Below are 20,505 nucleotides of genomic sequence, written 5' to 3' on the forward strand. Positions count from 1 at the left end.
TGGACCTGGTCCGCTTCGCGCTGATCGACGGCTACGGGTCCTCGTACCTGCCGCCGCACGTGTGGGCGTTCGCGCTGGGCTGGGCGCTGCTGGCCGGCGTGACCGGCTTCGTCTACTTCTGGAAGGCCGAGGAGAGGTACGGCCGTGGCTGACCTGAGGGCGGACACACACATCCCCACCGTCGTCGCGGACGACCTGCACATCGTCTACCGCGTCAACGGCGTGCGCGGCGGCCGCGGCAGCGCCACGGCGGCGCTCAGCCGGATGATACGGCGGGGCAAGGACGACGAGGCGCGGGGCGTGCGCAAGGTGCACGCGGTGCGCGGGGTCTCCTTCGTCGCCCACCGGGGCGAGGCCATCGGCCTGATCGGCTCCAACGGCTCCGGCAAGTCGACCCTGCTGCGGGCCATCGCCGGCCTGCTGCCCGCGGAGAAGGGCAAGGTCTACACCGACGGCCAGCCCTCCCTGCTCGGCGTCAACGCCGCCCTGATGAACGACCTGACGGGCGAGCGCAACGTCATACTCGGCGGGCTCGCCATGGGCATGTCCCGTGAGCAGATCCGGGAGCGCTACCAGGAGATCGTCGACTTCTCCGGCATCAACGAGAAGGGCGACTTCATCACCCTGCCGATGCGCACCTACTCCTCCGGCATGGCCGCCCGGCTCCGCTTCTCCATCGCGGCGGCCAAGGACCACGACGTCCTGATGATCGACGAGGCGCTGGCCACCGGCGACCGCAAGTTCCAGAAGCGCTCCGAGGCGCGCATCCGGGAACTGCGCAAGGAGGCCGGCACCGTCTTCCTGGTCAGCCACAACAACAAGTCGATCCGTGACACCTGCGACCGCGTGCTGTGGCTGGAGCGGGGCGAACTGCGCATGGACGGCCCGACGGACGAGGTGCTCAAGGAGTACGAGAAGTTCACCGCCAAGTAGCCGGGTCCGCCCGCCCGCACCCCTGCGGCCAGAACCGCCCGAGAGGGGCGGACGTCTGCGAAGGAAGCGTCAACTCCTGCCGTGCGCAGGAATCTTGACACGGACCGGTTCGTTGTTCCGAGGCGCGGGGAGACCCCGGCGGTCCGTACCGCGCTGTACAACGTAAGCTGTACCGGTCCTTAAAGGCGGCAATCAGGGCCATAACGCGCGACACCCACCGGCGGCCCGGCCGGGCGGAAACACGGGCGGCGTGTCCGAAATAGTGCGTATTGGGTCAGCAGTGTAGAACGGGAGATGTGACGGCAATGGCTACGGAGACTCCCCTGCTGAACGCAGCATGTGCCGTCCCCGTCCAGGGCTGCCCGCGATGACGCGAACCGGCACGGTGCGCCCGGCAGGCCCCGGGGGCGCCCCTCTGGACACCGAGCGCGCCACCCTGGACAAGGCAGCCACCGAGAACTTCCCGGTGGCGCCGTTCTTCCTGCCCCGGGCCTGGCGCGACGACCTGATGGCGGTCTACGGTTACGCCCGGCTCGTCGACGACATCGGCGACGGCGACCTGGCCCCCGGCGGTGCCGACGCCGAACTGCTCGGCGTCGCCCCCGGCCGGGCGGGCGACCGGACGGTGCTGCTCGACGCCTTCGAGGCGGATCTGCACCGCGTCTTCGACGCGGTCCCGCACCATCCGCTGCTGCGCAGGCTCCAGCCGACGGTCCGCCGCCGCGGCCTGCCCCCCGGACCCTTCCTCGGCCTGATCGCCGCCAACCGTCAGGACCAGGTCGTCAGCCGCTACGAGACCTACGACGACCTGCTCGCCTACTGCGAGCTGTCGGCCAACCCGGTCGGCCGCCTCGTCCTCGGCGTCACCGGAACCTCGACCCCCGAGCGGATCCGCCGTTCCGACGCAATCTGCACCGCCCTCCAGATCGTCGAGCACCTCCAGGACGTCACCGAGGACCTCGGCCGCGACCGCGTCTACCTGCCCGCCGAGGACATGGAACGCTTCCACGTCAAGGAGGCGGATCTCGCCGCGCCGCACGCCGGCGCGTCGGTGCGCGCCCTGGTCGCGTTCCAGGCGCGGCGCGCCCGGGAGCTCCTCGAGGAGGGCGCCCCCCTGGTGGGCAGCGTCCACGGCAGGCTGAAGCTGCTGCTCGCGGGATTCGTGGCAGGGGGACGGGCGGCCCTGGGCGCGATCGCCGCCGCCGAGTACGACGTACTTCCCGGTCCGCCGAGGCCCGGCAAGGCCCGGCTGCTGCGCGAGGCCGGCACGACGCTGCGAGGAGAGGGGTGATCCCGGCAGTGGAGTCGGACACACACACATCGGCGCCGGTACTCGCCGCATACAGCTACTGCGAGGCCGTCACCGGACAGCAGGCCCGGAACTTCGCCTACGGCATCCGGCTGCTGCCGACGCCGAAGCGACGCGCGATGTCGGCGCTGTACGCGTTCTCCCGACGCGTCGACGACATCGGCGACGGCGCGCTGGCGGACGACGTCAAGGTCGCCCGGCTCGAGGACACCCGGGCGCTGCTCACCCGGGTCCGGGACGGCGCGGTCGACGAGGACGACACCGACCCGGTGGCCGTCGCCCTCGCACACACCGCGCGGCAGTTCCCGGTCCCGCTCGGCGGCCTCGACGAACTGATCGACGGCGTCCAGATGGACGTGCGCGGCGAGACCTACGAAACCTGGGACGACCTGAAGGCCTACTGCCGCTGTGTGGCCGGCGCCATCGGGCGGGTCTCCCTCGGCGTCTTCGGCACCGAACCCGGCGCACGGGGTGCCGAACGCGCCCCCGAGTACGCCGACACCCTGGGGCTCGGGCTCCAGCTCACCAACATCCTCCGGGACATCCGGGAGGACGCCGAGGGCGGGCGCACCTATCTGCCCTCCGACGACCTCGCCAAGTTCGGCTGTTCGGCCGGGTTCGGCGGGCCGACCCCGCCGGAGGGCTCCGACTTCGCCGGCCTCGTCCACTTCGAGGTGCGCCGGGCCCGCGCCCTGTTCGCCGAGGGCTACCGGCTGCTGCCCATGCTCGACCGGCGCAGCGGCGCCTGTGTCGCCGCCATGGCCGGCATCTACCGCCGCCTCCTCGACCGCATCGAGCGCGAGCCCGAGGCCGTGCTGCGCGGCCGGGTCTCCCTGCCCGGACGGGAGAAGGCCTACGTCGCGGTGCGCGGCCTGTCCGGTCTGGACACCCGGCACGTCACCCGGCGGACCGTCAGGAGGCGCGCCTGATGGACGCACCTCTCCCACCCGGCCGCGCCCCCGGCACACGGGGCGCAACCCTCCGCCGCGGCCTCGCGTCCCTGCCCGGGAGGGCCCGCCGCGCACCGACCCGGCGGCACGGCGGGCGGGCAGGGGAGGGCACGCCATGACCCGTGTCACCAGCTCCGGGGAACCGCTCACCGCCGACGACGCGCCGACGGGGTGGCACGCCGTCGTGGTCGGTGGCGGCCTCGCCGGCGTCACCGCCGCGCTCGCGCTCGCCGACGCCGGCGTGCGCGTCACCCTGCTCGAAGGCCGCCCCCGGCTCGGCGGGCTCGCCTTCTCCTTCCAGCGCGGCGACCTGACCGTCGACAACGGCCAGCACGTCTACCTGCGCTGCTGCACCGCCTACCGCTGGTTCCTCGACCGGATCGGCGGCACGGCCCTGGCACCGCTGCAGAACCGTCTCGACGTGCCCGTGATCGACGCCGGCCGGCCCGCGGGACGCCGGCTCGGCCGGCTGCGCCGCGACCCGCTGCCCGTACCCCTCCACCTGGGGCGCAGCCTCGCCGCCTACCCGCACCTCTCGCTCGCCGAACGGGCGGGTGTGGGCCGCGCCGCGCTCGCGCTCAAGGGACTCGACCTCGCCGATCCCGCCCTCGACGACCAGGACTTCGGCAGCTGGCTGGCCGCGCACGGCCAGTCGCCGCGCGCCGTCGAGGCGCTGTGGGACCTGGTGGGGGTCGCCACCCTCAACGCGGTCGCGGGCGACGCCTCGCTGGCGCTGGCCGCGATGGTCTTCAAGACCGGCCTGCTGTCCGACCCGGGCGCGGCCGACATCGGCTGGGCCCATGTCCCGCTGGGCGACCTGCACGACGGGCTGGCCCGCAAGGCGCTCGCCTCCGCCGGGGTCCGCACCGAGGTCCGTACCCGCGTCACCTCCGTCACCGCCCGCGGCGACGGGGGCTGGAGCGTCCGGGCCCCCGGCGAGACCCTCGAGGCGGACGCCGTCGTCCTCGCCGTACCCCAGCGCGAGACGCACGGCCTGCTGCCCGCCGGAGCGCTCGACGACCCCGGGCGGCTGCTCGGCATCGGCACCGCGCCGATCCTCAACCTCCACGTCGTCTACGACCGCACCGTGCTCACCAGCCCGTTCTTCGCCGCCCTCGGCAGCCCCGTGCAGTGGGTCTTCGACCGCACCCGGTCCTCCGGCCTGCGCCAGGGCCAGTACCTGGCCGTGTCGCAGTCGGTCGCCCACCACGACATCGACGAGCCCGTGGCCGCGCTGCGCGAGCGCTACCTGCCCGAACTGGAACGCCTGCTGCCGCGCGCCCGCGGCGCCGGCGTGCGGGACTTCTTCGTCACCCGGGAGCGCACCGCGACGTTCGCCCCCACTCCCGGCGTCGGACGGCTCAGGCCCGGCGCCCGCACCAAGGTTCCCGGCCTGTACCTGGCCGGAGCGTGGACCGCCACCGGGTGGCCCGCGACCATGGAGGGCGCGGTCCGCAGCGGCGCCGGCGCGGCGGACGCCGCGCTGAGCGTCCTGGGCAGGCCACGGCCCCGCCACCTCCTCGCGTGGGACGGGGAAGCCGGCCGCGGCGCCCGGGGCCCCGCCGTGCGAGGGGAACTCCGGTGAGCGCCGACGCACCCGCCGCGGCGGGTCCCCGCACCCCCGGTACCGCAACAAGAGGAGAGACTGTGCCCACTGTGCCCCCGGCCTCGAAGGCCGCTGGAAGGACCGCGGCGGACGTGCCCGCGCTCCTGGAGCGCGGCAGGACACTGGCCATGCCGGTACTGCGGGCGGCCATCGGCCGCCTGGCGCCTCCCATGGACACCGTCGCCGCCTACCACTTCGGCTGGATCGACTCCCGGGGCAGGCCCGCGGACGGCGACGGCGGCAAGGCCGTGCGCCCCGCGCTCGCCGTGCTGTCCGCCGAGGTCACCGGTGCCGCCCCCGAGGTCGGCGTCCCGGGCGCGGTCGCCGTCGAACTCGTCCACAACTTCTCCCTGCTGCACGACGACCTGATGGACGGCGACGAGCAGCGCAGGCACCGCGACACCGTCTGGAAGGTGCACGGGCCCGCCCAGGCCATCCTCGTGGGCGACGCCCTGTTCGCCCTCGCCAACGAGGTGCTGCTGGAACTCGGCACCGTCGAGGCCGGCCGGGCCACCCGCCGGCTGACCACCGCCACCCGCGCCCTCATCGACGGCCAGGCACAGGACATCTCCTACGAGCACCGCGACCGCGTCGGCGTCGAGGAGTGCCTGGAGATGGAGGGCAACAAGACCGGCGCCCTGCTCGCCTGCGCCAGCTCCGTCGGCGCCGTGCTCGGCGGCGCCGACGCGCGCACCGCCGACACCCTGGAGAAGTACGGCTACCACCTCGGGCTGGCCTTCCAGGCCGTCGACGACCTCCTCGGCATCTGGGGCGACCCGGCCGCCACCGGCAAGCAGACCTGGAGCGATCTGCGCCAGCGCAAGAAGTCCCTCCCCGTCGTGGCGGCGCTCGCCGCGGGCGGCCCGGCCTCCGAGCAGCTCGGGGGGATCCTCGCCGCCGACGCCGGCAGCAGCGACTTCGCCACCTTCTCCGAGGAGGAGTTCGCGGCCCGCGCGGCCCTCATCGAGCAGGCCGGCGGACGGGAGTGGACCGCCGAGGAAGCGCGTCGCCAGCACACCATCGCCATCGGGGCCCTCGACGCCGTCGACATGCCCGACAGGGTGCGGGAGCAGTTCACGGCGCTCGCGGACTTCGTCGTCGTACGAAAGAGATGATCACTATCGGTCGAATAGCCCTCGCGTAGTCGCCGGCCGGTGTTGCGGGGAGCAGGCACCGGCCGACGGCGGACCCACAGCAGACGCACACATTGCAGGACTGCACGAAGGGGAAGCCATGACAGCGACGACCGACGGAAGCACCGGGGCGGCGTGGCCGTCCTCGGTGGCCGCGGCCAGCGACACCGACACCGACATCCCCGTGGCGCCCGGGGTACCCGACATCGCCGCCGGCGCCATGCGGCGTGCCACCGAGTTCCTGCTGTCCCGCCAGGACGACCAGGGCTGGTGGAAGGGGGACCTCGAGACCAACGTCACGATGGACGCCGAGGACCTGCTGCTGCGTCAGTTCCTCGGCATCCTCGAGGAGGAGACCACCCGCGCCGCCGCCCTGTTCGTCCGGGGCGAGCAGCGCGCGGACGGCACCTGGGCCACCTTCCACGGCGGGCCCGGCGACCTCTCCGCCACCATCGAGGCGTACGTCGCCCTGCGGCTGGCCGGTGACGCGCCGGACGCCCCGCACATGGCGCGCGCCGCCGCCTGGGTCCGCGGCCGGGGCGGGATCGCCGCCTCCCGGGTCTTCACCCGGATCTGGCTGGCCCTGTTCGGCTGGTGGAAGTGGGAGGACCTGCCCGAACTCCCGCCCGAGCTGATCTGGCTCCCGTCCTGGGCGCCGCTCAACATCTACGACTTCGGCTGCTGGGCCCGCCAGACCATCGTCCCGCTGACGATCGTCTCCGCCAAGCGGCCGGTACGTCCCGCCCCCTTCCCGCTCGACGAACTGCACACCGACCCGGCCCGTCCCCGCCCTCCCGGGCGGACGGCACCGGCGGCCAGTTGGGACGGCGTCTTCCAGCGGCTCGACAAGGGCCTGCACGCGCTGCGCCGGGCCGTCCCGAGCCGACTGCGCGGGGCGGCGATGAACGCCGCGGCCCGCTGGATCATCGAGCGGCAGGAGAACGACGGCTGCTGGGGCGGCATCCAGCCGCCCGCCGTGTACTCCGTCATCGCGCTGCACCTGCTCGGCTACGACCTGAACCACCCGGTGATGCGTGCCGGACTGGACTCCCTCGACCGGTTCGCCGTGTGGCGCGAGGACGGCGCCCGGATGATCGAGGCCTGCCAGTCCCCGGTGTGGGACACCTGCCTGGCCACCATCGCCCTCGCCGACGCCGGTCTGCCCGCCGACCACCCCCAACTGGTCAGGGCCGCCGACTGGATGCTCGGCGAACAGGTCGTACGGCCCGGCGACTGGTCGGTACGCAGACCCGGCCTCCCTCCGGGCGGCTGGGCGTTCGAGTTCCACAACGACAACTACCCCGACATCGACGACACCGCCGAGGTGGTCCTCGCGCTCCGCCGGGTCAAGCACCACGATCCGGAGCGCGTGGACAACGCCGTAGGCCGCGGGGTCCGCTGGAACCTCGGCATGCAGTCCCGCAACGGCGCCTGGGGCGCCTTCGACGTCGACAACACCAGCCCGTTCCCCAACCGGCTGCCGTTCTGCGACTTCGGCGAGGTCATCGACCCGCCGTCGGCCGATGTCACCGCGCACGTCGTGGAGATGCTCGCCGTCGAAGGGCTCGCCCACGACCCGCGCACCCGGCGCGGCATCCGCTGGCTGCTCGCCGAACAGGAACCGGACGGCTCGTGGTTCGGGCGCTGGGGCGTCAACTACCTCTACGGCACCGGGTCCGTGGTGCCGGCGCTGGTCGCCGCCGGCCTCCCCGGCTCGCACCCGGCGATCCGACGGGCCGTGGCCTGGCTGGAGTCGGTCCAGAACGACGACGGAGGCTGGGGCGAGGACCTGCGCTCCTACCGCAACTCGCGGGAGTGGAGCGGAAAGGGCGCCTCGACCGCCTCGCAGACCGGGTGGGCGCTGATGGCCCTGCTGGCGGCCGGCGAGAAAGAGTCCGTGGCCGTGGAACGCGGCATCGCCTGGCTGGCGGCCACCCAGCACGAGGACGGCTCCTGGGACGAGCCCTACTTCACCGGCACGGGCTTCCCCTGGGACTTCTCCATCAACTACCACCTCTACCGGCAGGTCTTCCCGCTCACCGCGCTCGGCCGGTACGTGAACGGGGAGCCGTTCGCCAAGACGCCGACGGCGGTGCCGGCGGGGGCGCCGGCCGTGCAGCCGGGGGCGGACACCGGTGCACAGCGGCAGCGGCTGGCCGAGGCGACGGGCAGCTGATGAGCCCCCGGGCGGCCCCGGTGCCGCTGCTGATCGCCTGCGCGCTCGGCATCGAGCGGCTCGCCCTGCGCGGCGGAGGCCACGGCGGCGCCGGTGAGCCGGTCACCGTCCTGCGCACGGGCATGGGGCCGGCGGCCGCCGAGCGCTCCGTCACCCGGGCGCTCACCGGCCCGGCGCTGCGTGACGCCGCCGTGCTGGCCACCGGATTCTGCGCCGGGCTGGCCCCCGGGATGCACCCCGGCGACCTGGTGGTCGCACGGGAGACCCGCGACCCGCGCGGCAGCGTGCCGTGCGCCGGAACCGACCTGCTGGCGAAGGAACTGGCGCGCGTCGCGCCGGGGCGCACCGTCCACACCGGGCCGCTCACCGGCTCCGGGCACGTGGTCCGCGGACACGAACGGCCCGAACTGCTCGCCACCGGCGCGATCGCGGTCGACATGGAGTCCGCTGCCACGCTCCTGAGCGCCGTCCGTGCGGGTGCGCGCCCGGTTGCGGCCGTACGGGTGGTCGTGGACGCTCCTGAACATGAGCTGGTCCGGATCGGCACGGTGCGCGGTGGAATATCGGCTTTCCGCGTCCTTCGTTCCGTTCTTCCCGCGTATCTCGAATGGCACCGTTCCTTGCTGCTCCCTGGGAGGTGAGCCAGATGGCCATGCCGCTGCGCCAGTCCGTCAAGGTCGCCACATACTTGGCCGAACAGAAACTCCGCCGACGGGACAAGTTTCCGCTGATCGTCGAGCTGGAACCGCTCTTCGCCTGCAACCTGGCCTGTGAGGGCTGCGGGAAGATCCAGCACCCGGCCGGGGTGCTGAAGCAGCGCATGCCGGTCGCGCAGGCCGTGGGCGCGGTGCTGGAATCCGGGGCGCCGATGGTGTCGATCGCCGGCGGTGAACCGCTGATGCACCCTCAGATCGACGAGATCGTGCGCCAGCTGGTGGCACGGCGCAAGTACGTGTTCCTGTGCACCAACGCCATGCTGCTGCGCAGGAAGATGGACGGGTTCACCCCGTCGCCGTACTTCGCGTTCGCCGTGCACATCGACGGGCTGCGCGAGCGGCACGACGAGTCCGTCGCGAAGGAGGGCGTGTTCGACGAGGCGGTGGCCGCCATCAAGGAGGCCAGGCGGCGCGGCTTCCGGGTCACCACCAACTCGACCTTCTTCAACACCGACACCCCGCAGACCGTCATCGAGGTGCTCAACTACCTCAACGACGAACTCGAGGTCGACGAGATGATGATCTCGCCCGCCTACGCCTACGAGAAGGCCCCCGACCAGGAGCACTTCCTCGGTGTGGAGCAGACCCGCGAGCTGTTCAAGAAGGCGTTCGCCGGGGGCAACCGCCGTCGCTGGCGGCTCAACCACTCGCCCCTGTTCCTGGACTTCCTCGAGGGCAGGGTCGACTTCCCGTGCACCGCGTGGGCGATCCCGAACTACTCGCTCTTCGGCTGGCAGCGCCCCTGCTATCTGATGAGCGACGGCTATGTGCCGACGTACCGGGAACTGATCGAGAAGACCGACTGGGACAAGTACGGCCGCGGCAAGGACCCGCGCTGCGCCAACTGCATGGCGCACTGCGGCTACGAGCCCACCGCCGTCCTCGCCACCATGGGGTCCCTGAAGGAGTCGCTGCGCGCCCTGCGCGAGACGGTCCCGGGGAACAGGGAGTGACGCCATGACGGCTGTCGCCCCGGGGGTCCCCGAGGTGCCGTTCCGACCACGCTCGCCCCGCGGCGCAAGAGCCGGCGGATCCGGGTCGGGTCGGTGGCGGTGGGCGGGGACGCGCCGGTGTCGGTGCAGTCGATGACGACGACGCGTACGTCGGACATCGGGGCGACGTGGCAGCAGATCGCGGAGCTGACGGCGTCGGGGTGTCGGATCGTGCGGGTGGCGTGTCCGACGCGGACGCGCCGGCGACGAGCGCGCGGAGGTCGCGGATTCCGGTGACCGCGGACCTTCACTTCCAGCCGACGTGCGCGTGCGCGGCGGTCGAGGCGGGCTGTGCGGCGGTGCGGGTGGACCCGGGCAACATCAAGCAGTTCGACGACAAGGTCAAGGAGATCGCGAGGGCGGCCAAGGACCACGGCACGTCGATCCGGATCGGCGCGAGCCAGGCCGTGGGACAGGCGCGGCGGCTTTGGACCGAACCGTCAGGGAAACAGCGAAAGAGCCGTGGGGGCGACGGGAACCACGGGAGCGACGGGAGGAACAGCCATGACCACCGCGGAGTCCGCCCCGGAGCCGTCGGAGCCGTCACGGGCGGCCGGGGACTTCGACCTCGGCGCACTGCTGGCCGAGCGCGGAGCCGAGCGCTACGAGCTGCACACCAGACACCTCAACCACCAGCTCCCGCGCATGCTGCGCACCATCGGATTCGACAAGGTCTACGCACGTGCCGAGGGCGCGCACTTCTGGGACGCGGACGGCAACGACCACCTGGACATGCTCGCCGGATTCGGGGTGATGGGCCTGGGGCGCCACCACCCCGTGGTCCGCAAGGCACTGCACGACGTCCTCGACTCCTCGCTCGCCGACCTCACCCGCTTCGACTGCCCGCCGCTGCCCGGACTGCTGGCCGAGAAACTGCTCACCCACAGCCCCCACCTGGACCGGGTGTTCTTCGGCAACAGCGGCACGGAGGCGGTCGAGACCGCGCTGAAGTTCGCCCGGTACGCCACCGGAAGGCCCCGCGTCCTGTACTGCGCGCACGCCTTCCACGGGCTGACCACGGGTTCCCTGTCCGTCAACGGCGAGTCCGGCTTCCGGGACGGATTCGCCCCACTGCTGCCCGACACGGCCGTACCCCTCGGCGATCCGGACGCGCTGGAAAGGGAGCTGGCCAGGGGGGACGTCGCCGCCCTCATCGTGGAACCCGTCCAGGGCAAGGGCGTGCACGCGGCCCCGCCCGGCTATCTGCGTGCCGCCCAGGAGCTGTTGCACCGGCACAGGGCGCTGCTGATCGCCGACGAGGTGCAGACCGGACTCGGACGGACCGGCGACTTCTACGCCTACCAGCACGAGGAAGGGGTCGAACCGGACCTGGTGTGCGTGGCCAAGGCGCTCTCCGGCGGCTACGTGCCGGTGGGGGCCACGCTCGGCAAGGACTGGATCTTCCGCAAGGTCTACTCGTCGATGGACCGGGTGCTGGTCCACTCGGCCAGCTTCGGGGGCAACGCGCAGGCCATGGCGGCCGGCCTCGCGGTGCTGTCGGTCATGGAGAACGAAGGGATCGTCGCGAACGTCCGGGCCACCGGGGAGCTGCTGCGGTCCCGGCTCGCGGCCCTCGTCGACACGTACGAGCTGCTCGCCGACGTCCGTGGCCGGGGCCTGATGATCGGCATCGAGTTCGGCCGGCCGCGGTCGCTGAAGCTGCGCGGCCGCTGGGCCATGCTGCAGGCCGCACGCAAGGGGCTCTTCGCGCAGATGGTGGTCGTCCCGCTGCTGCAGAAGCACAGGATCCTCACCCAGGTCTCCGGCGACCACCTGGAGGTGATCAAGCTGATCCCGCCGCTGATCATCGGCGAGCGGGAGGTGGACCGCTTCGTGGACGCCTTCACCGCGGTCATGGACGACGCCCATGAGGGGGGTCTGGTGTGGGAGTTCGGCAGGACACTGGTCAAGCAGGCGGTCGCCCACCGGTGAGAACGGCGCTCTTTGTCCGTGAGGCAAGAAATTTGCCCCCAGGGCAAGAGTGCGGCTGAATGGAGTCATGAGCTCTCCCGAGGCCGGGCCGTCGGCCGAACCGGCCGACGCGCTCCCCGCGGTCGCCCCGCAGCTGCGCGCCCTCAGGCGTCGGGCCTCCCTGACGCTGGAGGCCGCAGCCCGCGACGCGGGGCTGTCGCCCGCGCACCTCTCCCGGCTGGAGACCGGACAGCGTCAGCCTTCGCTGCCGACGCTGCTCTCCCTCGCCCGCGTCTACGGTACGACGGTTTCCGAACTGCTCGGTGAGACCGCCGTCGGCCGTGAAGCCGTGGTGCGCGCCGCCGACATGGAGCCGACCACGGTCGGCGGCTGGACCTACCGGCAGGCCGGTTCCCCCGGGCGCGGGATGCAGGCCCTGCGGGTCCAGGTCCCGGAGGGATCCCAGGGCGACATCGTGCGGGTCCACCCCGGCGAGGAGTGGCTGTACGTCCTCAGGGGGCGGCTGCGGCTGCGCCTCGGGGAGACCCCGCACCGCCTCGCACCGGGCGACAGCGCGCACTTCGACTCGCTGACCCCGCACCGCATCGCCGCCGAGGACCCCGACGGGGTCGAGCTGCTGTTCGTCCACACCCTGCTGCAGAGTCCCACGGCCGCCCTGTGCCTGGGCCCCACCCCTGGAGACGTGTCATGAAAGACATGGAGGAGAAGTTCCCCCGCGCCCTGTGGGTGAGGCTGTTCATCTACGTCGTGGTGGGGCACCTCTTCGCGGCCTTCGTCTACCTGCTCTTCGAGCTGGGCGCGAAGGCGTAGCCCTCGGGGGCGCTCAGTCCAGCATGCGTTCGCGCAGCCGCTCCCGGTGCCCGGGGGTGAACCCGAGAGCCTGTTCGAGGTAGGGGTCCACGCCGCCCCAGGTCTCCTCGATCGTCTCGAGGGCGGCCGACAGGTACTCGGCGCGGGCGTCGAACAGCGGGTCGAGCAGCTCCATGACCTCGGGTGAGTAGGCCGAGGCGGAGGTGGAGCTGCGGCGCACCTTGTAGCGGCGGTGCGCGGCGCTGGACTTCAGGTAGTCGTCGAAGATCGCGTCCCGCTCCACGCCCAGCGCGAGCAGCGTCACCGCCACCGACAGGCCCGCGCGGTCCTTGCCCGCCGCGCAGTGCATCAGTGCGGGCAGGCTCTCCTCGGCGAGCGAGATCAGCACGCGGGAGTGCTCAGAGGTGCGCTGCGTCACGGTCGCGCGGTACGAGGCGATCATCCGTTCCGCTCCCTTGCCGTCGGCGAGGATCGCGCGGAGCTGGTCGAGGTCCCCGTCACGGACCATCCTCCAGAACTCGGCGCCGTCGGCCGGGTCGCTCAGCGGCAGGTTCACATTGCGCACGCCGGGCAGTTCGATGTCCCGTCCGTCCAGTCTGTGGTCGGCCGCGTTGCGGAAGTCGAAGACGGTGTGCAGTCCCAGGGAGGACAGGAAGGCGGCGTCCTCCTCGGTGGCGTGTGCGAGGTGGCCGCTGCGGAACAGCACCCCGTGCCGCACCCGGCGGCCGTCGACGGTCGGCAGGCCGCCCACATCACGGAAATTGCGCACACCGGTGAGCTCGGGTTCGGTCGACGGGATCTGCTGCGTCACGGGGGCCCCTCTCCCACTCTGCGCCGCCGGCGCGGCGGCGTCGGCGGGTGTCACCCGACGATACGACATGCCTGGCAGGGGCCATGAGTTGGTGACCGGGCCGGGCGGCGTGGTGTCGCCGGTGTCGAGCCACCGGCGCGGACGGACGCCGGCACGGCCCCTGGGCGGACCCGTCGCCGGACCGGGTTGAATCCTCCCTTCTTCCCTTATTGATGCGTTCTGTCCGTTTAGGTGGTTTCGACCCAACGTGCACCGATAGGAAGGGAGATGGGGGTGAGGTGGTGAGCATCGTCATAGAGGTGACGATGCGTTGTCGCCATGCTCACGTAATTCCCGTGTTTCGCAAGGGGATTCAGGGGGCGTGTAATGCCCGGGGCGACTCTGGGTGACCGTTTTCATGTCAATGGATCACGGAAATGCGCCTTTGCTCGGAAGACCGGGCTTGTTCCTTTGCGTACCGGTCGCCTACGTTCACCATCGATCCGGACAGACGCCTAATCCTGCCGCTGTCCGGAGCCTTCACACTCTGACCCGCGTATGGCAGGAGCGGGGGACCCACAGGTACGACTGCCTGTTCCGGTCTCCGGAACGGCTTGGGGTTAAGCCGCGTTTCGACGCGGCCGGGCATCTCCAGTCCGAACCCGACAGCTCACCTCGTAGGCGCCGGAGAGGAATTCGTCATGCCCGCAAAGGGTAAGCACCGCCGTCCCAGCGCTTTGCGCTTCACCCGCTCCCTCGCCGTCGCCGGAACCGGTGGCGCCGCGCTCGCCCTACCGCTTCTCGGTGCCACCGGAGCGAACGCCGCCCCTGTGCAGGCCGTCCCGGAAAAGGCCGTCCAGTCGTATTCCGTCGCCGCCGCGGCGGCTGACGGCGTGAAGGCCGACGACGGCGGGAAGGACGACGCCCGCACGTACATAGTGAAGGGCGGCGACTACCTGGCGAAGATCGCCGAGTCCGAGAACGTCGACGGCGGTTGGAAGCAGCTCTACGCCGACAACCGCGAGGCCGTGGGCAGCGACCCGTCGCTCATCCACCCCGGCCTGAAGCTCTCGGTCGACGGCAAGGCCGCCGCGACCGCCGCGCCGGAGAAGCCCTCTTCTTCCGGTAAGTCGGCTTCGCCCTCTTCGTCCGCTCCGTCCTCCGCGCCGGAGTCGGCGGCGGCCGGTGAGTCCTCGGAGCGGTCCGCTCCGAAGCCCTCCTCGGGCTCCTCCGAGCAGTCCGCGTCGAAGTCCTCCTCCGCCGTGGTGCCCGCGAACCAGGCCGCGAACACCTCCGGTTACAGCTCGCCGGTGCCCGGCGGCGGTCTCGGCACCGCCTACAAGGTGGCCGGCAGCATGTGGTCCAGCGGCTACCACACCGGTGTCGACTTCGCCGTCCCGACCGGTACCTCCCTGAAGGCCGTGGGCCCGGGCACCGTCGTCTCCGCCGGCTGGGCCGGCTCGTACGGCAACCAGGTCGTCATCAAGCTGAACGACGGCTACTACGCCCAGTACGCCCACCTGTCCTCGCTGTCCGTCTCGGCCGGCCAGGCCGTGAGCGGCGGCCAGCAGGTCGGTCTCGCGGGCTCCACCGGCAACTCGACCGGCCCGCACCTGCACTTCGAGATCCGCACCACGCCGGACTACGGCTCGGACGTGGACCCGGTCTCCTACCTCCGCGGCAAGGGCGTCTCCATCGGCTGACCCCGCGCCACCCCGCCCGGCACGCGCCGAAGGCCGGACCCCGATCCCCGGGTCCGGCCTTCGGCGCGTACGCCCGGAGTGTTCCGTGCGCCACGTCGCCCGCCACCCGACATCCTTCTCCCCAGGGCTACTCCGGAACTGGCCGATGCTGTGCGAGTGGCTTATCTCACCGCCCGTCAATGTCTTCCTACGGTCGCGTAGGTCACATTCGAAGGTGAATCATGTCCGGTTGTGGCAGACGATTCGAAGAATGACGGCAAGGCAGTGATCGGGTCGTACGTGGCGGTGGGGGACAGCTTCACCGAGGGCGTCGGCGACCCCGGCCCCGACGGGGCGTTCGTCGGCTGGGCCGACCGGTTCGCGGTGCTTCTCGCCGACCGGCGCCCCGAAGGCGACTTCCAGTACACGAATCTCGCGGTGCGCGGGAAGCTGCTCGACCAGGTCATGGCCGACCAGCTCCCGCGGGCCGTCGAACTGGCCCCCGCACTGGTTTCTTTCTGTGCGGGCGGCAACGACATCCTGCGCCCCGGCAGCGACCCGGACGAGGTGGCCGAGCGTTTCGAGCAGGCGGTCGCCGCGCTCACGGCGGTCTCCGGCACGGTGCTGGTGACGACCGGGTTCGACACCCGGGGCGTGCCCCTGCTGAGGCATCTGCGCGGCAAGATCGCCACCTACAACGGGCACGTCCGGGCCGTCGCCGACCGGTACGGCTGTCCGGTGCTCGACCTGTGGTCCCTGAGGAGCATCCAGGACCGCAGGGCCTGGGACGCCGACCGGCTGCACCTGTCGCCCGAGGGACACACCCGCGTGGCGCTCCGCGCGGGCCAGACCCTCGGCCTGGACGTCCCGGCCGACCCGGAGCAGGCCTGGCCCCAGCTGCCGCCGCGCGGCAGCCTGCACGTCCGGCGTGACGACGTCCAGTGGGCGCGCGAGTACCTGGTGCCGTGGATAGGACGCAGGCTGCGCGGGGAGTCGTCGGGGGACCACGTGACGGCGAAGGGGATGCTGTCCCCGGGTGACATCAGGGAGCGCATCGCCGCGGTGGCGTGACGCCGGGCGTGGGGGCAGCGGGGAGGGGGCGGGTGCGCGCCCGTCCCCGCGGCCCCGCGCCGACGCACATAATGGAATGTCTGACCGATTTTCCTTGGAGGCGTCGTGGCCGGTATCCGTTCCCAGAGCTCCGGGCTCCGTGCGCTACGGCCCGCGGCCTTCGGCGCGGACCCCGCCGGTGAGCGCATGGAGCGCATCCGCCGGTCCCCGCACTACCGGGACGGCGTGTTCCAGAATCCCCAAGGCCCCACCCGGGCCCGGCCCCCGGGCTCGTCCCGGGACCTGGCGAGGACCTACTTCGACAAGGGCACCCGGTCCCGCCGTGCCCCGCACCACACCCCGCCGGTGCACGCCACCACCCTCGCCGACCTGGCCCGCCCGCCGGCCTCCGGACTGCGGCTGACCTGGATGGGACACTCCAGTGTGCTCGTGGAGATCGACGGGCGGCGGGTGCTGTTCGACCCCGTGTGGGGCGAGCGCTGCTCCCCGTTCCCCTTCGTCGGCCCGAAGCGGCTGCACCCGGTACCTCTGCCGCTGGCCGCGCTCGGCCCGGTGGACGTCGTCGTGATCTCGCACGACCACTACGACCACCTGGACCTGCCCACCGTCAAGGCGCTGGCCGGCACGGACACGCTGTTCGCCGTGCCGCTCGGCGTGGGCGCCCATCTCGAGCACTGGGGCGTGTCCGCCGACCGGCTGCGCGAACTGGACTGGCACGAGGCGACCGAGGTCGGCGGGCTCACCCTCACCGCCACCCCGGCCCGCCACTTCTGCGGCCGGGGCCTGCGCAACACGCAGCACACCCTGTGGGCCTCCTGGGTCGTCACCGGCGGGGAACACCGCGTCTACCACAGCGGAGACACCGGTTACTTCGACGGCTTCAAGGACATCGGCGCCGCCCACGGCCCCTTCGACGCGACGATGATCCAGATCGGTGCGTACTCGGACTTCTGGCCCAAGGGGCAGTCGGACCCGAACCCGGGACCGGGTTCCTGGCCGGAGATCCACATGAACCCCGCCGAAGGCCTCCAGGCCCACCTCGACCTCCAGCGGGGCCGGCCGTGCGGGGTCCTCCTGCCGATCCACTGGGGCACCTTCAACCTGGCACCGCATCCGTGGGCGGAGCCCGGCGAGTGGACGATGGCTGCGGCCGACGCGGTCGGGCAGCCCGCCGCCTTCCCCGTCCCGGGCCTGCCGTTCGAGCCCGCCGGTGAACTGCCGGCCGAGCCGTGGTGGCGGGGCGTGGGGCACGTCCCGGACCACAGGTGGCCGCTGCCCGACCCCGTCACGGTCTCTTCCCACGAGGAGCCGGGCCTGGTGCCGGAGGAATGAGCCTTGGCCTTGATCGCTACGCTGAGTGATGTTCCTGTGGGTGGCACACGGCGCGCGGAGGGCTCCTGAGGGGTCCCGAGGGGGCGTCCGGCCGGGGGGCGGGAGTAAACGAGAGGGCCGGGGGGCTGCGAGCTCCCCGGCCCTCGGCGTTTCCTGTTGACCGTATCCGAGCAGGTCGGATCGAGTGGTGACCGTTCTTTGGCGAGGGGGCGACGGGTTTATCGGTCTGTCGTACGAAGCCTCATACCAGAGCGGGACGCTGTCCGTGTGAGTTTGTCAACTGACCACCGCACGTGATGCGGTGGCGACTACGGTGAGTGTCGGTCGGGTGACGCATGTCCGACGCCCTCGGCCTTCCGAGGCGCCTCCCGACCGGTACGGCGACACCGCGACGACCCCCGTCGTTCGGCGCATCGCGCCACGGGGTCGCGCCCATCGGAATCGGATTCAGGGAGCGGGGACCGGTACGTGCAGGCAGAAGGCGGAGGCGGACGAGGGAGAGGCCGGGGTGCCGCACCCCGACGCCCGGGCCCGGCCGGCGCCTCGGGCGTGACCGGTGTGCCGAGCGCGCCTGTCGGGTCGAAGGAAGCCGCGGGTGCCCCAGACGGACCGCCGGCCGGCCCGCGCGCCGGTGCCGGTAACGGGCGTACGCCCGCACCACCCGGCGGCGGGCCGCGCGGCGGGCGGAACCGCTCCCACGCGCCCGGCGGCCGTGGTGCCGGGCGTTCACCCGGTACCCAGGACCGACGGACCAGTTCGAGGACGCCCATGCCCGACCCCCTCCCTCCCGCCGGTCCTCCCTCCCGCACGGACCGGCGGGAGGGAGGACGGCACGGACGCCCGCCCTCCCGGCCCGCCCCCGCGCACCCCGAGGCACAGACAAGACCCCAGTTGCTGCGGCTGGCCGTCCTGCCGCCCGTGGCGGTCGCCCTCAGCGCCTGTGCCGCCGTGATCTTCATCATCCGCTCCACCGGCATACGGCCGGACGCGACCCTGTGGGCTGTGCTCGGCGGCGCGGTGTCGGTGGCTCTCGCCGGCATCGTCATCGCCGCCGTCGCAGCCGACCGCGCGGCGCGGGCCGTGCACGACCGTGTCGAGGGCCTGCGCCGGAGCACGGCCCGGCACGAGGCCGACCTGCGCGCCCTCGTGGACACCCTGCGACGCGGCGACGGCCCGCCCCCGCGCACGCAGCCGGGCAGAACGCCGGGGGACGCCGACGCGTTCGACCGGCTCGCCGCGGACCTGTCCCGGGCCCACGACAGCGCCGTCACCGCCGTCGTCCAGGCGTCCCGGCTCTCCAGCCAGGCGGGCAGCGAACAGAAGCTCGAGGTGTTCGTCAACCTGGCCCGGCGTCTGCAGTCCCTGGTGCACCGCGAGATCTCCCTCCTCGACGAGATGGAGAACGAGATCGAGGACCCCGACCTGCTCAAGGGCCTCTTCCAGGTCGACCATCTCGCCACCCGCATCCGCCGCCACGCCGAGAACCTCGCCGTCCTCGGCGGGGCCGTCTCCCGGCGGCAGTGGAGCCACCCGGTCTCCATGACCGAGGTGCTGCGCTCGGCCATCGCCGAGGTCGAGCAGTACTCACGGGTCAAACTGGTGCCGCCGATCGACGGCACCCTGCGCGGGCACGCCGTCGCCGACGTCATCCACCTGCTCGCCGAACTCGTCGAGAACGCCACGCTGTACTCCGCCCCGCACACCCAGGTGCTGCTGCGCGCCGGTCTCGTCACCTCCGGGCTCGCCGTCGAGGTCGAGGACCGCGGGCTCGGTATGCCCGTGGGCGAGCAGGACCGGATGAACGCCCTGCTCGCCGACCCCGACCAGGTCAATGTCGCCAGCCTGCTGGCCGACGGGCGCATCGGCCTGTACGTGGTCTCGCAGCTCGCGCGGCGGCACGGCATCCGGGTCCGGCTCCAGAACAACATCTACGGCGGAGTGCAGGCCGTGCTCGTGGTACCGCAGGCACTGCTCGGCGCCGAGCAGTGGTCCGCGGAACACGGCGGCGGGCCGGCACACCGGCCCGCGCCTGCCGTCCCCGCGCCCGGCGGCGTCCCGCCGACCGGTCCCCCCGGGCACGGGAACGGACAGTGGCCGACCGGCCCGCGGACCGACCCCGATCCGTACGCCGACGGCACCGGCCCCGACGCGTGGACGGGGCCCGACGCGCGGACCGGCCTCGTGCAGCAGACCGGATCCGGCCCGCCGGCGGGGTCCGGAAGCGAGACGCCCCTCACCCCGGTGTCGTCCTCCGCCGTACCGTCGGGGCGGCGCCACGACCAAACCCCCGCCCCCGCCCCGACGGCCCCCGACGGCGTGGCGCCGCCCCTGCCGCTGCGCGGTGCCCGCCCGGTGCGGCCCCATCCGGCCGAGGCCATGCCCGGGGTCACCCCGGACGACCGGCAGACACTCGAGGAGAGCGGGATCGGGACCGCCCCCCTCACCCCACGCGACACCACGGTGCGCGGCACCACGGGCAGGCCCCACCTGCCCCGCCGCCGCGCCCAGGAACACCTGGCGCCCCAGCTCCGCGACGGTCCCACGCCGCGTCGGGACACCGAGCACGTCGTCGGGCACGATCCCCACCTGATGGCGGCCTTCCGGCGGGGCGTCAGCCTCGCCGAAACCCAACAGTCCATGGAGGCGGGCCACATGGGCAGTGAGGACACGGACCGGGGCGGCCTGCGCCGTGACGGCACGGCCGAGGCCCCCATGGCGGGCGGCCACACGACGGGCGACCCCATGGCGTCCCTGCCCGGGCTGCCGTCGTCGCCCATGGGGGAGCGCCCCGGTCCCACCGCCCACCCGATGGACACCCACCCCGTCGGCCCCCACTACGTGGACGCCCGCCTCATGGGACCGCCCCACGGCATCACGGTTCACGCGACGGAGTCCCCCACCACGGAGCCCCACCCCGCCGACGCGCGTCCCCCGCACGCGGCAGTCCGGGAAGCACGCGGCGCCCGCGACGGCGTGTCCGCGCCCCCCACCGACCACCCCACCGCACGGCACGACGGGAGCGCACCCCCCGGATGAGCACGCCCGCACCCTCCACTGCCTGCCGGGCCCCCAC

General features: G+C 72.7%; 17 protein-coding genes, 2 pseudogenes and 1 riboswitch. Of the genes and pseudogenes, 18 read left to right on the plus strand and 1 reads right to left on the minus strand.

Annotation, left to right across the window (positions count from 1 at the left end; all coding sequences use genetic code 11):
• The 14 genes and pseudogenes from ORI94_RS06170 to ORI94_RS06230 all read left to right on the plus strand — a co-directional run.
• Positions 1-152: pseudogene (locus ORI94_RS06170) on the plus strand (ABC transporter permease); the annotation flags it as partial.
• A complete protein-coding gene (locus ORI94_RS06175; protein ID WP_266073254.1) occupies positions 145-933 on the plus strand; it encodes an ABC transporter ATP-binding protein in 789 nt (262 codons plus the stop codon). The pseudogene ORI94_RS06170 and the gene ORI94_RS06175, both read left to right, overlap by 8 nt.
• A 367-nt stretch (positions 934-1,300) precedes the next feature.
• Positions 1,301-2,224 (plus strand): squalene synthase HpnC, encoded by a 924-nt coding sequence (gene hpnC, locus ORI94_RS06180; RefSeq protein WP_266073256.1) that lies wholly within the window; start codon positions 1,301-1,303, stop codon positions 2,222-2,224.
• On the plus strand, positions 2,221-3,171 hold the full coding sequence (gene hpnD / locus ORI94_RS06185) for a presqualene diphosphate synthase HpnD (protein WP_266073258.1): 951 nt from the start codon (positions 2,221-2,223) through the stop codon (positions 3,169-3,171). The genes hpnC and hpnD overlap by 4 nt, the downstream gene beginning before the upstream one ends.
• Positions 3,171-3,311: a DUF6380 family protein gene (locus ORI94_RS35480; protein WP_416237784.1), complete on the plus strand. Its 141-nt coding sequence runs from the start codon at positions 3,171-3,173 to the stop codon at positions 3,309-3,311. The genes hpnD and ORI94_RS35480 overlap by 1 nt, the downstream gene beginning before the upstream one ends.
• Positions 3,308-4,777: a hydroxysqualene dehydroxylase HpnE gene (hpnE, locus tag ORI94_RS06190; RefSeq protein ID WP_266073260.1), complete on the plus strand. Its 1,470-nt coding sequence runs from the start codon at positions 3,308-3,310 to the stop codon at positions 4,775-4,777. The genes ORI94_RS35480 and hpnE overlap by 4 nt, the downstream gene beginning before the upstream one ends.
• Before the next feature lie 62 nt (positions 4,778-4,839).
• On the plus strand, positions 4,840-5,913 hold the full coding sequence (locus tag ORI94_RS06195; RefSeq protein WP_266073262.1) for a polyprenyl synthetase family protein: 1,074 nt from the start codon (positions 4,840-4,842) through the stop codon (positions 5,911-5,913).
• A 118-nt stretch (positions 5,914-6,031) separates the two neighbouring features.
• The gene (gene shc, locus ORI94_RS06200) at positions 6,032-8,107 is read left to right on the plus strand and encodes a squalene--hopene cyclase (RefSeq protein WP_266073264.1); all 2,076 of its coding nucleotides are present in this window, start codon (positions 6,032-6,034) and stop codon (positions 8,105-8,107) included.
• Positions 8,107-8,748 (plus strand): 1-hydroxy-2-methyl-2-butenyl 4-diphosphate reductase, encoded by a 642-nt coding sequence (locus tag ORI94_RS06205; RefSeq protein ID WP_266073265.1) that lies wholly within the window; start codon positions 8,107-8,109, stop codon positions 8,746-8,748. Before shc ends, ORI94_RS06205 begins: the two co-directional genes overlap by 1 nt.
• Before the next feature lie 5 nt (positions 8,749-8,753).
• Positions 8,754-9,776 carry an adenosyl-hopene transferase HpnH gene (hpnH, locus tag ORI94_RS06210; RefSeq protein ID WP_266073267.1) on the plus strand — a complete coding sequence of 341 codons (1,023 nt, stop codon included), beginning with the start codon at positions 8,754-8,756 and terminating at the stop codon, positions 9,774-9,776.
• 78 nt (positions 9,777-9,854) lie between these two features.
• Positions 9,855-10,216 (plus strand): annotated as a pseudogene (locus ORI94_RS06215) (flavodoxin-dependent (E)-4-hydroxy-3-methylbut-2-enyl-diphosphate synthase); the annotation flags it as partial.
• A 103-nt stretch (positions 10,217-10,319) separates the two neighbouring features.
• Positions 10,320-11,747 (plus strand): aspartate aminotransferase family protein, encoded by a 1,428-nt coding sequence (locus ORI94_RS06220; RefSeq protein WP_266073269.1) that lies wholly within the window; start codon positions 10,320-10,322, stop codon positions 11,745-11,747.
• A gap of 67 nt (positions 11,748-11,814) precedes the next feature.
• On the plus strand, positions 11,815-12,438 hold the full coding sequence (locus ORI94_RS06225) for a helix-turn-helix domain-containing protein (protein WP_266073270.1): 624 nt from the start codon (positions 11,815-11,817) through the stop codon (positions 12,436-12,438).
• Positions 12,435-12,557, plus strand: coding sequence for a DUF6126 family protein (locus ORI94_RS06230; RefSeq protein WP_042171588.1), 123 nt, complete (start codon positions 12,435-12,437; stop codon positions 12,555-12,557). The genes ORI94_RS06225 and ORI94_RS06230 overlap by 4 nt, the downstream gene beginning before the upstream one ends.
• A 13-nt stretch (positions 12,558-12,570) precedes the next feature.
• Here the strand turns inward: ORI94_RS06230 and ORI94_RS06235 are convergent, their stop codons facing one another.
• Positions 12,571-13,368 (minus strand): tyrosine-protein phosphatase, encoded by a 798-nt coding sequence (locus tag ORI94_RS06235; RefSeq protein WP_266073274.1) that lies wholly within the window; start codon positions 13,366-13,368, stop codon positions 12,571-12,573.
• 514 nt (positions 13,369-13,882) lie between these two features.
• Positions 13,883-14,044: riboswitch (cyclic di-AMP (ydaO/yuaA leader) on the plus strand.
• Between the two features lie 4 nt (positions 14,045-14,048).
• Between ORI94_RS06235 and ORI94_RS06240 the strand changes: the two genes are divergently transcribed.
• The 4 genes from ORI94_RS06240 (at position 14,049) to ORI94_RS06255 (ending at position 20,468) form a co-directional block, all read left to right on the plus strand.
• Positions 14,049-15,050, plus strand: a complete 1,002-nt coding sequence (locus ORI94_RS06240) for a M23 family metallopeptidase (protein WP_266073276.1) — start codon at positions 14,049-14,051, stop codon at positions 15,048-15,050.
• Positions 15,051-15,314: 264 nt separating this feature from the next.
• Positions 15,315-16,100 carry an SGNH/GDSL hydrolase family protein gene (locus tag ORI94_RS06245; protein ID WP_266073593.1) on the plus strand — a complete coding sequence of 262 codons (786 nt, stop codon included), beginning with the start codon at positions 15,315-15,317 and terminating at the stop codon, positions 16,098-16,100.
• Positions 16,101-16,205: 105 nt separating this feature from the next.
• A complete protein-coding gene (locus ORI94_RS06250) occupies positions 16,206-17,432 on the plus strand; it encodes an MBL fold metallo-hydrolase (RefSeq protein WP_266073278.1) in 1,227 nt (408 codons plus the stop codon).
• Between the two features lie 891 nt (positions 17,433-18,323).
• Complete coding sequence (locus ORI94_RS06255) at positions 18,324-20,468, plus strand: ATP-binding protein (protein ID WP_416237785.1); 2,145 nt, start codon at positions 18,324-18,326, stop codon at positions 20,466-20,468.
• Positions 20,469-20,505: the final 37 nt, after the last annotated feature.

This window comes from Streptomyces sp. NEAU-W12 (genome assembly GCF_026242095.1).
Classification (GTDB): Bacteria; Actinomycetota; Actinomycetes; order Streptomycetales; family Streptomycetaceae; genus Streptomyces.